Origin of the sequence: Thiohalophilus sp. (genome assembly GCF_034522235.1) — a bacterium.
GTDB lineage: Bacteria > Pseudomonadota > Gammaproteobacteria > UBA6429 > Thiohalophilaceae > Thiohalophilus.
Genome location: NZ_JAXHLN010000002.1, coordinates 237,345 through 252,351, shown reverse-complemented (window position 1 = coordinate 252,351; position 15,007 = coordinate 237,345). Strand labels below are relative to the sequence as shown.

Below are 15,007 nucleotides of genomic sequence, written 5' to 3'. Positions count from 1 at the left end.
TCTGTAGTAAAGGAAAGCATGGAATCCATCGCACCATCATCAACACGTATCAGACAGATCGGACTGGCCGGGCTGTATGTCTTTGCCTTCTCCGCGTTTTATGATAAAGCCGGCGGGGTGCTCGGTCTTTTACTGATGCTCATCGCCATGGGCTTTTGCGCTCGCGAGGTCTGGAACGATTACAAGTTCGACCCCATGGCCTGGACCGTTGCATTGTTTGTTCTCTATCTGGTACTCCACGCCTATACAAGCGCCCTCGAGTTTCCGCAAACCAGCGAGGCCCAGTGGACAGAGGCGCGCAACTGGGGACGTCTGATCGTGTTTTTAATCCTGGCCTGGTGGATGCGCGGCGAACCCCGTGTAATTTTCTGGTGCCTTGCTCTGGCCCTGCTTGGTCTGTTCGCCAAACTTTTAATTGATACGGAAGCAACTGACATTACCCGGATGTTAAAAAGTCAGCGAACAGGGTTCGCCTATACCCTCGGTTTTTCCACTATCATATCCGCCGCATCTATTGCCGCGATGTTGATATTCACACCAAGAGTATTGAAATATCCGGCTCCCACTGCAGCAAGAGCATTAATTATACTCACGTGGTTCGCTGCAATAATTGTCCTAATCCAGATTCAGATCACCACTGCATTTCGCGGAACCTGGCTGGCGATTGCCGTAGTGATTGCTTTAGCTATGCTTTTTTTGCCTCGATCTCTGGCAAAAAATCTACTCTTGTATAGCAGCCTGGGAATAATATTGATTTTACTGATCGTGCAGAACAGCACCTTAGTACAAAATAGAGTACACAATGAGGAGAAAACCATCTCACTTCTCATGGAAGGCGCGTCTATTAACGAAATACCCCTGAGAGGCTCCGTGGGTATTCGCCTGCATCTTTGGAATTACGGATTGAAACGCTGGCTGGAACGACCTTTATTCGGCTGGGGCCCGGGAACCGAGATCACAAAACGAGACTGTAAATAATTCTGTGTAACTGCCCGCTTAGAACTGCTCCGGCATTCTGTCCGGGAATTCAATCATAAAGCGATTGAGCGCGTTCTTCCAATGGTGAATGGGCATGGTCCATTTTTTCGATGCCGCCTGGATGGCCAGGTAGACGACCTTGAGGGCGGATTCATCGTTAGGGAAAACCTTGCGATTTTTGACCGCCTTGCGGATCACGCTGTTCAGTGATTCGATGGCGTTGGTCGTGTAGATCACCCGACGGATGTCATCCGGATAGTCGAACAGGGTAATCAGGTTGGGCCAGTGTCGCCGCCAGCTGGCACTGATCGACGGGAACTGATCATCCCAGCGAGCCGCAAAGGCGTCGAGCTCCTGCTCGGCTTCGGCCACCGTCAGGGAGGTGTAGATCTTTTTCAAATCCGCGGCGACCGCCTTGCGCTGTTTCCAGGCCACGAACTTCAGCGAGTTGCGCACCATGTGGACGATACACAGCTGGATTTTTGTTTTGGGGTAGACGGTATTGATCGCCTCGGGGAAGCCGGTCAGACCGTCCACGGCGGCGATAAAGATATCCCGGACACCCCGCTGCTGGAGTTCGGTCAACACGGACAACCAGAACTTAGCCCCCTCGTTCTCATTGAGCCAGAGCCCCAGCAGTTCTTTCTGGCCGTCCAGGTTGATACCCAGCGCCAGATAGATGGCCTTGTTGCTGACCCGCTTGTCCTGGCGGATCTTGATGTGGATGCAGTCCAGATAGACGATGGGATAGATCTCGTCCAGCGGTCGGCACTGCCACTGCTGCACTTCCTCAATCACCTGCGCGGTGACCTGGGAGATGAGCGTAGGGGAAACCTCGACGCCGTAGAGCTCTAGTAGCATGGCAACGATATCGCGGGTACTCATGCCCCGACTGTAGAGCGCCAGGATTTTATCGTTGAACATCGGCAGACGCGTCTGCCCCTTGGGAATAATGAGCGGCTCAAACTCGCCGTTACGGTCTCGAGGCACATCGAGGGTCAGTGCGCCCTGTTCGCCTTTGAGGGTTTTGGCGCTATACCCGTTACGGCTGTTGCCGGTGTTGTGGCCGGCTGTGGCGTGCTTGGGATAGCCGAGATGGTCAGTCATCTCGCCTTCGAGCATGGCCTCAAAGGCTTTTTGCTGAAGCTGCTGGGTCAATGCGGCAAGCTGTTCTGGCGTTTTGACTGCCTTGACCAGTTCTTCAAGCTGCGGGTCGAGATCGGTTTTGGTTTTTGTTCTTCTGCTCATGTGTCTTCTCCTTTATTATCAAGGGTATGGGACTTTGAGCAGTTACACAATTTAATTTACAGTCTCCACAAAACATTTTAAATCCAGGGAGTTTACAGACCCACTCGATAAACGCCAGAGTAAAAAACTGGCAAGACACCCGCACTTGCATAATGCCTACATTACTATTCTGGCCCAACTTGGGCTCGTGGGTGCCATTATGCTGGCTTTGATCTTGCTATTTGTGCTTCGACAAATGATCATCGCTTACAGGCATAACCTGTTACCCAAAGACATCATTGCCGCGACAGTTTCCGTTCTTCTGATATTCCTTTTTTCCAACGTAACTCAATCACGCTTTACGATTCTTGACTTCCAGTTTCTTGCCGTCCTTACTCTTGCAGTAGGTTACACCTCGCGCTATGTAAAGAAAGAAAAACCTGGCTGAAAGCTGGTTGGCAAAAATATAGCGTCGTTGGTCGGGACGTAAACTTTCCGTCCCATATAATCCCGGGTCCTGGTCACCCAGTAACTAGCCACTGCCACCCAACACCTCGTTCCAGATGCGGCGTACTTCAGCGAGATACTGATCAAACTCTGCCTCGGAAGCGAGGGCTTTTTGTTCCTGCAGGGCCTGACGGTGACTCCGGTCACGGTAGGCACGGTAGGCGTCCTTGAGTTGTTCGGTGTCGGTCGCGGCCAGCAGGCCGGTCCCGGCCAGGGTGTCGAGGATGCGGATGTTGTCGGTCCAGGTCAGCAGTTCGGGATACTGGTGGGCGTAGCCGAGGACGTAGTACTGGACCAGAAATTCGATATCGACCATGCCGCCCTCGCCCTGTTTGATATCCACACAGCCGGGCGCTTTTTTGGCCAGTTCGGTGCGCATGCGCTGGCGCATTTTGACGACCTCGGCGCGCAGTTCCCCCAGATCCCGTTCCCGTCCGAGCACGGTCTGGCGCACCGTGCCAAAGCGGTCGATGATGTCGTGATCCCCGGCCACGCCGCGGGCCCGCACCAGGGCCTGGTGCTCCCATAACCAGGCCTTGTTGAGTTGATAGCCTTCAAAAGAGGTGAGATTGCTGACCAGCATGCCCGAGGCGCCGTCGGGACGCAGGCGCAGATCGGCGTCATAGAGCACGCCGGCCGGGGTATGGGTGGTGAGAATATGGATCAGTCGCTGGCCGAGCCGGGCATAAAACACCGGCACCGCCAGCGGCTGGGGGCCGTCGGTCATCTCGTTTTGATCCTCGCTGGCGTGCAAAAAGACCAGATCCAGATCCGACCCGTAGCCCAGCTCATAACCGCCCAGCTTGCCGTAGGCGATCACCGCAAAGCCCTTCTCGCCGCTTTGGCGGCTGGCGACCGGCTGGCCGTGGCGCTCACTCAGATGCCGCCACGCCTGCTGCAACGCCTCTTCGAGAATCACCTCGGCGATCCAGGAGAGGTGATCGCTGACTTTCATCAGCGGCAGCACATCCGAGACATCCGCCGCTACCACGCGCAGCACGTTGGTGTGTTTGAAGTGGCGCAGCGCCTCCATCGCCTGCTCGTGATCGTCGGGCTCGAGCGGGGCCAGTTCGCTGGCCAGTTCCGCCGCCAGCTCGGTTTTGGCCGGTGGCGCATAGAGACTGCGCACGTCCATCAGTTCATCAAGCAACAGCGGATAACGGGACAGATAACGCGACAGCCAGGGGCTGGCCTGGCACAGCTTGACCAGCTGCGAGAGCACCAGCGGGTTCTCCACCAGCAGGGCCAGATAGACGCTGCGCCGGGCGATGGTACGCACGATCTCCAGCACCCGCTCGAAAGTGAGGTCGGGATCGTCGGCCTGGCCCGCGGCACCGATCAGCAACGGCATCAATCGATCCAGCCGGCTTTTGCCGTTGGTGCTCAGCGAATGATAAAGCCGGCTGTCGCGCAACTCGCCGACCCGTTGCAGGATCGTCTGTGGCTGCTGATAACCGGCCTCTTCCAGGGCATGCCCGGCCGGCTCGTCGTCCAGATTCCCGTGCCACAGATCGTAGAAAATGTTCTCGTTTTCATCCTCGACGTTCTGCGGCGCGGCGAAGACCTGATCGAAATGGTTATGCACGTGCTGGCGGTGGTGCTCCAGCTCGGCAAAAAACGTCTGCCAGTTCTCGAAGCCCATGCTGTGGGCCAGACGCAGGCGCGGGTATTCCTCCTCGGGCAAATCATGGGTCTGCTGATCCAGATAGCCCTGCAGGCGGTGCTCTACATCGCGCAAAAACCGGTAACCCGCCGCCAGTTCGCGCACCACGAACTCGGGCAACACATCCATTTCCTGCAGCAGCGGCAACACCAATAACACCTGCCGCTCCTGCAGCGCCGGATCCCGGCCGCCGCGGATTAACTGAAACACCTGGGCGATAAACTCGATCTCGCGAATGCCGCCCAGTCCGAGCTTCACATTCTGCTCCAGCCCCTTGCGTCTGACCTGCTTGGCAATCATGCCTTTCATATCGCGCAGGGACTCGTAGGCGCCGTAATCGAGATAACGGCGATAGACGAACGGATGCAACATGCTCATCAGCTCTTCACCGGCGGCCTGATCGCCGGCCACCACCCGCGCCTTGATCATGGCATAGCGTTCCCACTCGCGACCGTGGGCCTGGTAATAGGTTTCCAGCGCATCGAAGCTGGTGACCAGCGGTCCGCCGTCGCCGAACGGGCGCAGGCGCATATCGACCCGGAACACAAACCCTTCCGGGGTCTGTTGATCCAGCACGGCGATCAGCTTCTGGCCGAGTTTAATGAAAAACTCGCCGTGGCTGAGGGTGCGCCCCTCGCCCCGGGTCTCGCCCTCATCGGCGAAGGAAAAAATGAGATCGATATCGGAGGAGACATTCAGTTCCCAGGCCCCCAGCTTGCCCATGCCCAGTACCACCAGGTTCATGGGTGAGCCGTCTTCATAACAGGGGGTGCCATACTGATCACAAAAGCGCGGATATAACCAGTTCAACGCCCCGTCAATACAGGTCTGTGCCAGCCAGGTCAGATCCCGGCAGGTCTCCTCCAGCTCGGCCCAGCCGGCCAGATCCCGCCACAGAATGCGCACCATCTCGCGATGGCGAAACCGGCGCAGGGTATGCATCAGACCGGCTTCATCCTCAACCGTATCGACCACCGATTGCCATTGCCCGGCGAGTTGCTCCCGATCGGCCGACTGCAACAACCGCGGCTGCAAGCCAGGAAACTCCTCGGGATGACGCAGACACTGGCGCGCAACGTATTCACTCCCCGCCCAGACCGCCGGCAGTGATTCCGCAACCGACTCGTCCAGCGCGGTATCGCCCTGCTGCGGGGCAAACTCCGCCCACCAGCGCGTGACCTGTTCGGCCAGCGGCCCGGGTAACTTCGAAATAGCCTGATCGACGTTGTTAGTCATTGATAAAAACCTGATGGGTGTGCCGGATACTATGACCAAAACCGCCTGGCGTCACAACAGTTCTCTTGTTTCCTGCACTGGAAAAACTTCACTGGGAAAATTTCACTGGGAAAAAATCGCGGAGGACGCAGAGGCGCGGAGTCGCAGAGTATATAAAAATATTGTTTTACGTTTTCGCAGTGTGCCATTGATTCAGGATAAATTTCAGCAACACCAATTCCAAAACGACGCTGCATGGCATAGCTGAATCCGATACATTTGATCCCCCATCTCGGTTTAACCAATGAATACCATTTTGCTTTTCTCTGCGACTCCGCGCCTCTGCGCCCTCCGCGTTAATTCCACTGACATTGGAATAATGAGTATTTACGACAGGCAAATAAAAAAGCCCCGCCATTTCTGGCGGGGCTTTTTGTTTTGCCTGAACGGTTAAGGCAGTCGGTTACATCATGCCGCCCATACCGCCCATGCCCATGTCGCCCATCCCACCACCGGCACCGGCACCGGCACCGCCGTCTTCGTCAGGCTTGTCGGCGATCATGGCTTCGGTGGTGATCATCAGGCCGGAGACCGAGGCGGCGTTCTGCAGGGCAATCCGGCTCACCTTGGTCGGGTCCAGAATCCCCATCTTGATCATGTCACCGTATTCCCCGGTGGCGGCGTTGTAACCGAAGTTATCCTTGCCTTCTTCCACCTTGTTGCAGACCACGGAGGCTTCCTCACCGGTGTTGGTCACGATCTGACGCAGCGGCTCTTCCATGGCCCGGCGCAGGATGTTGATACCCACGTCCTGATCGTGATTGTCACCGGTCAGGCCATCGATACCGGTACGGGCACGCAGCAGGGCGACGCCACCACCGGGAACGACACCTTCTTCCACCGCGGCGCGGGTGGCGTGCAGGGCGTCTTCCACGCGGGCTTTTTTCTCTTTCATTTCCATTTCACTGGCGGCACCGACCTTGATGACCGCCACACCGCCGGCCAGCTTGGCGACGCGTTCCTGCAGTTTTTCCTTATCATAGTCGGAACTCGCTTCCTCGATCTGGGCACGGATCTGGGTGACCCGGCCTTCGATGTCGTGCTGGGGACCGGCGCCGTCGATGACGGTGGTTTCATCCTTGGAGACAGTGATCTTCTTCGCCTGACCCAGATCTTCAACGGAGGCTTTTTCCAGCTGCAGACCGACTTCTTCGGAGATCACGGTACCGCCGGTCAGAACGGCGATGTCCTGCAGCATGGCCTTGCGACGCTCGCCAAAGCCCGGGGCCTTGACCGCGGCGACCTTGACGATACCACGCATGTTGTTGATGACCAGCGTGGCCAGGGCCTCGCCTTCGATGTCTTCGGCGACGATCAGCAGCGGCTTGCCGGCCTTGGCGACACCTTCGAGCACGGGCAGCAGTTCGCGAATGTTGGAGATCTTCTTGTCGTGCAGCAGGATGTACGGCTCTTCCAGCTCGGCGGTCATACTCTGCTGGTTGTTGACGAAGTAGGGCGACAGGTAACCGCGGTCGAACTGCATCCCTTCGACCACGTCCAGTTCGTTCTCCAGACCGGTGCCTTCTTCGACAGTGATAACGCCTTCCTTGCCGACCTTGCCCATGGCCTGGGCAATGATGTCACCCACTTCCTGATCGGAGTTGGCGGAAATGGTACCCACCTGGGCGATGGCATTGTCGTCGGCACAGGGCTTGGACAGTTTTTTCAGCTGTTCGACTGCCGCAGCGGTGCCTTTGTCGATGCCGCGCTTGAGATCCATCGGGTTCATGCCGGCGGCCACGGCCTTCATGCCTTCGGTCAGAATGGACTGGGCCAGCACGGTCGCGGTGGTGGTACCGTCACCGGCGACGTCGGAGGTCTGCGAAGAGACTTCCTTGACCATCTGCGCGCCCATGTTTTCGAACTTGTCGGTCAGCTCGATCTCCTTGGCCACGGAGACGCCGTCCTTGGTAATGGTCGGGGCGCCGAAGCTCTTTTCGAGCACCACGTTACGACCCTTGGGACCCAGGGTCACCTTGACGGCATTGGCCAGGGTATTGACACCCTTGAGCATTTTATGACGCGCGTCGTCACCAAATTTCAATTCTTTTGCACTCATGTTCCTTCCTCACTATCTCTTAATATAGATAAGCTATCGATGTTGACGGGTTGAACGCCGAATCAGGCTTCAACCACACCCATAATGTCTTCTTCGCGCATGACGAGCAGTTCCTCGTCATCGAGTTTGACTTCGTTGCCGGCATACTTGCCGAACAGCACCTTGTCGCCCACTTTGACGTCCAGCGCGCGGACTTCGCCGCTGTCCAGAATCTTGCCGTTACCTACGGCGATGACTTCACCCTGACTCGGTTTTTCGGTGGCCGAATCGGGAATGACGATGCCGCCGGCCGTGGTACGTTCTTCTTCCATGCGACGAATAATCACGCGGTCATGCAAAGGACGGATTTTCATTCTCAGCTTCTCCTGGATGTTATTGATTTCTTTGATTTCAAACAGTTGCCCAGGCAGAAGGTCTGCCCGGGCGGGAATTTCAGTCGGTCTGTTAGCACTCTCTACCGACGAGTGCTAATAATAGCGGTCACTGCTCGACTGTCAAGAGCAATGCCTTGATAGGGGGATTATTGGGAAATTCAAGGTCAGTCGTCGTCCCGACGCTGAAATTCGCCTTCGATGGTGCGCGGCCCGCCGCCGGACTGGCCGGGGCCACCGCCCGGCGGACCGGTGCGAATCACGCCGCGCTGGATGGCCCAGCGGATCAGTCCCTGGCGCAGGGGCGGGATCAGCAGAATGAAGCCGACGGTGTCGGTGACAAACCCCGGGGTCAGCAGCAGCGCCCCGGCCACCACCAGCAACAGCCCCTCAAGCAGCGGCAGGGCTGGCACCTGCCCCCGGGCCAGTTCCGTCTGAAAGCGCATCAGGGTGGAAAAGCCCTGCCAGCGCAACAGGCCGACCCCGATCACCGCGGTCAGTACCACCAGCAGGATGGTGGGCCAGGCGCCGATCACCTCGCCGATCTGGATGAGAAAATAAATTTCAATCAGCGGGATGGCAATAAACAAAAGCAGGAATAAACGGAACAACGGCGGCGTCCTTAATCAGCATGTGTATTGGTGCTATTGTAACAGCTTGACGCTTTGCCAGCTGTGCGGCGGGCTGGTATCTTGCAGGGCATGAGCGAACTGCCCCAAAGCCTGGTACTGTGTACCTGCCCCGATACCGACACCGCACGAAAACTGGCCGATCAGCTGGTCGGACAGCGCTTGGCGGCCTGCGTCAATATCGTGCCGGGCCTCGAGTCGGTCTACGAATGGCAGGGCAAAGTCGAGCGCGATGCCGAGGTTCTGCTGATTATTAAAACCCGGCAGGACCACTATGCGCGGGTCGAAGAGACAATTCAACAACACCATCCGTATGAACTTCCGGAAATTCTCAGGGTCTCTCTAGACGGAGGATTGCAGGATTACCTGCACTGGATTGATAACGCACTGGAATAATGATGATTAAAAAACTGTTTGCTGGCCTGTTATTTCTGTTTGCTTTTTCCGCTGTCGCCGAAGAGGAGCTGCTGGAGCCGGACAAGGCGTTTGCCTTCCAGGCAGAGGTCAAGGGGGATGCGATCCAGGCGCGCTGGGATGTGGCCGACAACTATTATCTGTATCGCGGCAAGATCCGCTTTGAAACCGACAACCCGGATATCGAACTGGGTGAACCGGAACTGCCCGCGGGCAAGGTCAAAGATGACGAGTTCTTCGGCAAGGTCGAAATCTACCGCGGCAGCGTCCCGGTCACCATTCCCATTCTTTCCGGCAGCGGTTCGTTTGAGCTGACCGCCCACTCCCAGGGCTGCGCCGATCTTGGCGTCTGTTATCCCCCGCATCGCCAGACCGTCAGTCTGCAAGCCAGCGGCACGGCTGCCGACGGCGACAAGCGCACGTTCCAGTCCCTGAACGAGGATCTTGGCCTGAACCAGGGCGATGACGAGGTACTGGCGCCGGATCAGGCCTTTGTCTTCAGCACCGAGCTGGTCGATGCCAATACCGTGCGCGCCAACCTGCAGATCGCCCCGGATCATTATGTCTATCGGGACAAGTTCGAGTTCTCGGTCAAGCAGGGCGAGGCCCGCATCGGCGCGGTGCAACTGCCCGAGGGCAAATCCAAGGAAGACGAATTCTTCGGGCGCATCCAGGTCTTCGAGGGTGAGGTCAGCATCGACATTCCGCTGCAGCGCAGCAGCAAGGCGGCCGGCGAGGTTGTAGTCGGCATCGTTTATCAGGGCTGCGCAGAGAAACTCGGCATCTGCTATCCCCCGATTCGCAAGAGCGCAAGCTTTAATCTGCCCGCCACCGACAGCATCACCGAAGGCGCCGCCCCGGGCGATGCCGGTACCACCTCCCAGCAGAGCGAAACCGCCGGCCAGGTTCCGCCGATGTCCGAACAGGATACGATCGCCTCCTCCCTGCAGCAGGGTGGCGTACTGGTCATTCTGACCTTCTTCGGCTTCGGCCTGCTGCTGGCCTTCACGCCCTGCGTGTTCCCGATGATCCCGATCCTCTCGAGCATCATCATTGGCCAGGGGGACAAAATTACCACCGGTCGCGCCTTTACCATGTCCACCGTGTATGTGCTGGCGATGGCGCTGACCTATACCGTTGCCGGGGTTCTCGCCGGCATGCTGGGCGAAAACCTGCAGGCGACTTTCCAGAACCCCTGGATTCTGGGCAGCTTCGCAGCGGTGTTTGTGCTGCTGTCCCTGTCCATGTTCGGCTTTTACGAACTGCAGATGCCCGCCTCCATCCAGGGCAAGCTCTCCGAAGTCAGTAACCGCCAGAAGGGCGGCAGTCTGAGCGGGGTGGCCGTGATGGGCTTCCTGTCGGCGCTGATCGTCGGCCCCTGTGTCGCCGCGCCGCTGGCCGGTGCCCTGATCTATATCGGCCAGACCGGTGACGCGGTCCTCGGCGGCATGGCGCTGTTCGCCCTCAGCCTGGGCATGGGACTGCCGCTGATCGCCATCGGCACCTCGGCGGGCAAACTGCTGCCCCGCGCCGGCGGCTGGATGGACGCGGTCAAGGCCGTCTTCGGCGTGCTGCTGCTGGCCGTGGCCGTCTGGATGCTGGAGCGGATTATTCCCGATTATGTCGCCCTGTGGTTGTGGGCCGCGCTGCTGATCATCTCGGGCATCTACATGAAAGCGCTGGAGCCCTTGCCGGCCGGGACCGCCGGCTGGCACCGGCTCTGGAAGGGGCTGGGGATCATCCTGGTGGTCTACGGCATCCTGCTGGTGATCGGTGCCAGCGCCGGGAGCAATGACAAGTTCCGGCCGCTGCACGGCGTGTTTGCCGGAGCCGGTGGCGGCGCCGTCCAGCAGCAGTCGTTGCAGTTCGAGAAGATCAAGACTGTCGAGGATTTCGAGAACAAGCTGGCCGCCGCCAAGGCGGCCGGTAAACCGGTGATGCTCGACTTCTACGCCGACTGGTGCATCTACTGCAAGGACTACGAGAAATACGTGTTCACCGATCCCCGGGTCATCGAGCGACTGGATGACTTCGTCCTGCTCAAGGCCGACGTGACGGATAACGACGACAAGGACAAGGCGTTACTGCGCAGTTTCAATCTCGTCGCGCCGCCGGCGATCCTGTTCTTCGGCCCCGACGGCGAGGAGCGTCACGGCCGGCGCCTGGTGGGCGCGATGGGCGCCGACGGCTTTCACGACCATCTGAACATGATGGCCTTTTAACCGACAGTCCGCCCCTTGCGGGGCGGACATTGCCACTCACTCAGCGCAAACTCACTCATTTAATAATTAACCTGCAAAGAACGGAACAGCCGTATGAAACGTTCAGTCTTTATTTCGATTATTGTTGTTGTGGCAGTGGCCAGCCTGCTGGCCGGTCTCTACGCCAATCGCCTGTTCGATAACAACGCCACTGAAGCGCCGCGGACCGCCGGCGCGGACACAACCGGTGTCCCCGACATCCGCCCCGATTTCGGCCTGCTGGATCTGGAAGACGAGTTGCGCCATGTCAGCGAATGGGACGGCCAGGTGCTGCTGATCAACTTCTGGGCCACCTGGTGTCCGCCCTGCCGCCGCGAGATCCCCGCCTTTATCGAGTTGCAGGACGCCTACGAGGATCAGGGCTTCACCATCGTCGGCATCGCCATCGACACCAAACAGAACGCCATCGACTTCGTCGATCCCATGGGCATCAACTACCCGATCCTGGTTGGCGACAAGCAGGGTATCGCCCTCTCCAAAGAGTACGGCAACCGCCTCAGCGTCCTGCCCTACACCGTGATCGTCGATCGCGAGGGCCGGATCACCGAAACCCACCGCAACGAGCTGACCTTCGAAGACGCCGAAGCGATGATCAAACCACTTTTGTAAAAAAGAGGGCCGAGTTACGAGGGACAAGTGACGAGGCCCATCCTTGATAAACCACCAAGACACCAGGGCACCAAGTCATCTGATTTGGCATCCGCCCATTTACAAGTGGAAGAACATCGCAAAACTGACCGCACTTACCTCACCGATCAAACAAAATTATCGGGGCAATGGCTGTGGGAGCGGGCCACGACCGCGACCGCACCCTGTCGCTGACAATCGCGCCCGAAAGGCGCTCCCACCCACCCCGCTCAACTGAATGGTGCACCCCTAACGGATAGCCATTTTTATTGTGTTTTCTTCGTGCCTTCGTGTCTTCGTGGTAAATGCTTTTCCTCGTCACTCGCCCCTCGTACCTCGTCCCTCCCGAGGCCGCAAGGCCGAGGTGGGGGCCGAAGGCGGAGCTGTGATGCGGTTCAAACCACCCTGGTGCGAATCTTGCTAGGATTTGTTTCGAACTGGCGGGGAAAACCGGGGTTCTGGACAACCCCTTCATCTTGAGGCAGAATTCCCTCAAATCGGCCGAAAAAACTGCGTCAAACTGGCGTCGATCTTGTCTCGATCTTCTCAGATTTGTAGCACGATAAATCGAGACAAACGGCCTGCGACGCAACAACGCTATATAATAGACAACCTATGGCCCAGATACTGGTACTGCACGGACCGAACCTGAACCTGCTCGGCACCCGCGAGCCGGCCCATTACGGTGCGACCACCCTGGCCGAAATCGATCGGGAACTGGAACGCCTCGCCGCCGATGCTGGTCACCAGTTGAGCAGCCTGCAAAGCAACGCCGAACACGAGCTGGTCGCCCGGGTGCAGCAGGCCGCCGCCGAGGGCGTCGCCTACATCATTATCAATCCGGCCGCCTTTACCCACACCAGTGTGGCCCTGCGCGATGCGCTGGCGGCGGTGAAGATTCCGTTTATTGAAGTCCATCTGTCCAACATCCATGCCCGCGAGGATTTTCGCCACCACTCCTATTTTTCGGAGCTGGCGGCCGGGGTCATCAGCGGCCTGGGCGCATACGGTTATACGCTGGCCCTGCTGTCGGCGATCGAAACCCTGAAAAACAACTAACCTGATAACACTTTCAAGGCATTACTGTTATGGATATTCGCAAAGTCAAAAAACTCATCGAACTGCTCGAGGAATCCGGTATCGCGGAGATCGAGATCAAGGAAGGCGAGGAGTCGGTGCGTATCAGCCGCAGCGGCCCCAACGCCCCGATGATGGCACCGGCACCACAACCGGCCCCGGCCGCCGCGCCAGCCGCGGCACCGGCCCCGGCGGCCGAAGAGAGCGGCGGCGAAGCCGCGCTACCCGAAGGCCACGTGGTCAAGTCGCCGATGGTCGGCACCCTCTATCGGGCACCGTCACCGGGGGCCACCCCGTTCGTGGAAGTGGGCCAGCAGGTCAATGTCGGCGATACGCTGTGCATTATCGAGGCGATGAAACTGCTCAACCAGATCGAGGCTGACAAGGGCGGCACCATCAAGGCCATCCTGGTGGAAAACGGTCAGCCGGTGGAATACGACGAACCGCTGTTTGTCATCGGTTAACCACGTGCATCGCATTGTGGCGGCATCGCCAAAACCCTGCCTTTTGGGCACCAACCAGATTGTGTAAACGATGATAGAAAAAGTCCTGATTGCCAACCGTGGTGAAATTGCGCTGCGTATTCTGCGCGCCTGCCGCGAGCTGGATATCAAAACCGTGGCGGTCCACTCCGAAGCGGATCGCGATTTAAAACATGTCCGCCTGGCCGATGAATCGGTCTGTATCGGCCCGGCCTCCTCCACCGAGAGTTATCTGCACATTCCCGCTGTCATCAGTGCCGCCGAGGTTACCGATGCGGTGGCCATTCACCCCGGCTACGGTTTTTTGTCGGAAAACGCCGACTTCGCCGAACGGGTAATAGAAAGCGGTTTCATTTTTATCGGCCCGCGCCCCGAAACCATCCGCATGATGGGCGACAAGGTGCAGGCCATCAAGGCGATGCAAAAAACCGGGGTTCCCTGCGTCCCCGGCTCCGATGGCCCGCTGGGCAGCGACGAGGAAGAAAACATTCGCGTCGCCCGTCAGATCGGCTATCCGATCATCATCAAGGCGGCCGGCGGCGGCGGTGGCCGCGGCATGCGCGTGGTGCATTCGGAAGCCGCACTGCTCAACGCCATCGGCATGACCAAGGCGGAAGCCGGGGCCTGGTTCGGCAACGACATGGTCTATATGGAAAAATTCCTGGATAACCCGCGGCATATCGAGTTCCAGGTCCTGGCCGACGAGCACGGCCACGCCATTCACCTGGGCGAGCGTGACTGCTCCATGCAACGCCGCCATCAGAAAGTGATCGAAGAGGCGCCCGCGCCCGGCATCACCGAAAAGATGCGCAAGAAGATCGGCGAGCGCTGCGCCGAGGCCTGTCGCGAGATCGGTTATCGCGGCGCCGGCACCTTCGAGTTTCTGTATCAGGACGGCGAATTCTATTTCATCGAAATGAACACCCGGGTCCAGGTGGAACATCCGGTTACCGAAATGATCACTAGCGTGGACATCGTCCGCGAACAACTGTTGATCGCCTCCGGCAAGAAACTCACTTACCACCAGAAGGACATCGAAATCCGCGGGCACGCCATCGAATGCCGCATTAACGCCGAGGATCCGGAAAAGTTCGTCCCCTCGGCCGGTACCATTACCTCCTATCATGCGCCGGGCGGGCCGGGCATCCGGGTCGACACCCATATCTACAACGGATACCGGGTCCCGCCCTATTACGATTCGATGATCGGCAAGCTGATCGCCCACGGCAATACCCGCGACATCGCCCTGGCCCGGATGCGCAATGCGCTGAACGAGATCGTGGTGGAAGGCATCAAGACCAACACCCAATTGCACCAGGAACTGCTGCGCGACGCCGCCTTCCGGGCCGGTGGGACCAACATCCATTATCTTGAAAAACTGTTGAGTGAACGGTAGTTCACTCAACAGTTTTTCAGTGCCGAGGGACGAGTTACGAG

Annotated in this window: 13 protein-coding genes; 8 read left to right on the top strand and 5 right to left on the bottom strand. The window is 58.3% G+C overall.

Annotated elements, in window-relative coordinates; all coding sequences use genetic code 11:
- Positions 1-18 precede the first annotated feature (18 nt).
- Entirely contained in the window at positions 19-978 is a 960-nt protein-coding gene (locus U5J94_RS01395; protein ID WP_322563865.1) for an O-antigen ligase family protein, read from the top strand.
- 18 nt (positions 979-996) lie between these two features.
- On the opposite strand, the gene U5J94_RS01390 is transcribed toward U5J94_RS01395, so the two are convergent.
- Positions 997-2,226: an IS256 family transposase gene (locus U5J94_RS01390; protein WP_322563789.1), complete on the bottom strand. Its 1,230-nt coding sequence runs from the start codon at positions 2,224-2,226 to the stop codon at positions 997-999.
- A gap of 145 nt (positions 2,227-2,371) precedes the next feature.
- On the opposite strand from U5J94_RS01390, the gene U5J94_RS01385 reads away from it, so the two are divergent.
- On the top strand, positions 2,372-2,653 hold the full coding sequence (locus U5J94_RS01385; protein WP_322563864.1) for a hypothetical protein: 282 nt from the start codon (positions 2,372-2,374) through the stop codon (positions 2,651-2,653).
- 84 nt (positions 2,654-2,737) lie between these two features.
- Here the strand turns inward: U5J94_RS01385 and glnE are convergent, their stop codons facing one another.
- The 4 genes from glnE to U5J94_RS01365 all read right to left on the bottom strand — a co-directional run bounded on the left by glnE (position 2,738) and on the right by U5J94_RS01365 (position 8,691).
- A complete protein-coding gene (gene glnE / locus U5J94_RS01380; RefSeq protein ID WP_322563863.1) occupies positions 2,738-5,611 on the bottom strand; it encodes a bifunctional [glutamate--ammonia ligase]-adenylyl-L-tyrosine phosphorylase/[glutamate--ammonia-ligase] adenylyltransferase in 2,874 nt (957 codons plus the stop codon).
- 442 nt (positions 5,612-6,053) lie between these two features.
- Positions 6,054-7,709: a chaperonin GroEL gene (groL, locus tag U5J94_RS01375; RefSeq protein ID WP_322563862.1), complete on the bottom strand. Its 1,656-nt coding sequence runs from the start codon at positions 7,707-7,709 to the stop codon at positions 6,054-6,056.
- Positions 7,710-7,771: 62 nt separating this feature from the next.
- The gene (gene groES, locus U5J94_RS01370; RefSeq protein ID WP_322563861.1) at positions 7,772-8,062 is read right to left on the bottom strand and encodes a co-chaperone GroES; all 291 of its coding nucleotides are present in this window, start codon (positions 8,060-8,062) and stop codon (positions 7,772-7,774) included.
- 185 nt (positions 8,063-8,247) lie between these two features.
- Entirely contained in the window at positions 8,248-8,691 is a 444-nt protein-coding gene (locus tag U5J94_RS01365; RefSeq protein ID WP_322563860.1) for an FxsA family protein, read from the bottom strand.
- A gap of 90 nt (positions 8,692-8,781) precedes the next feature.
- Here U5J94_RS01365 and cutA point away from each other — a divergent pair, with 90 nt between their 5' ends.
- The 6 genes from cutA (at position 8,782) to accC (ending at position 14,966) form a co-directional block, all read left to right on the top strand.
- Complete coding sequence (cutA, locus tag U5J94_RS01360; RefSeq protein WP_322563859.1) at positions 8,782-9,105, top strand: divalent-cation tolerance protein CutA; 324 nt, start codon at positions 8,782-8,784, stop codon at positions 9,103-9,105.
- Positions 9,105-11,345, top strand: coding sequence for a protein-disulfide reductase DsbD (locus U5J94_RS01355; RefSeq protein WP_322563858.1), 2,241 nt, complete (start codon positions 9,105-9,107; stop codon positions 11,343-11,345). Before cutA ends, U5J94_RS01355 begins: the two co-directional genes overlap by 1 nt.
- A gap of 93 nt (positions 11,346-11,438) precedes the next feature.
- Entirely contained in the window at positions 11,439-11,993 is a 555-nt protein-coding gene (locus U5J94_RS01350) for a TlpA disulfide reductase family protein (RefSeq protein WP_322563857.1), read from the top strand.
- A 633-nt stretch (positions 11,994-12,626) separates the two neighbouring features.
- Positions 12,627-13,070: a type II 3-dehydroquinate dehydratase gene (gene aroQ / locus U5J94_RS01345; protein ID WP_322563856.1), complete on the top strand. Its 444-nt coding sequence runs from the start codon at positions 12,627-12,629 to the stop codon at positions 13,068-13,070.
- Between the two features lie 29 nt (positions 13,071-13,099).
- Positions 13,100-13,552, top strand: a complete 453-nt coding sequence (gene accB, locus U5J94_RS01340; protein ID WP_322563855.1) for an acetyl-CoA carboxylase biotin carboxyl carrier protein — start codon at positions 13,100-13,102, stop codon at positions 13,550-13,552.
- Positions 13,553-13,622: 70 nt separating this feature from the next.
- Complete coding sequence (gene accC / locus U5J94_RS01335; RefSeq protein WP_322563854.1) at positions 13,623-14,966, top strand: acetyl-CoA carboxylase biotin carboxylase subunit; 1,344 nt, start codon at positions 13,623-13,625, stop codon at positions 14,964-14,966.
- Positions 14,967-15,007: the final 41 nt, after the last annotated feature.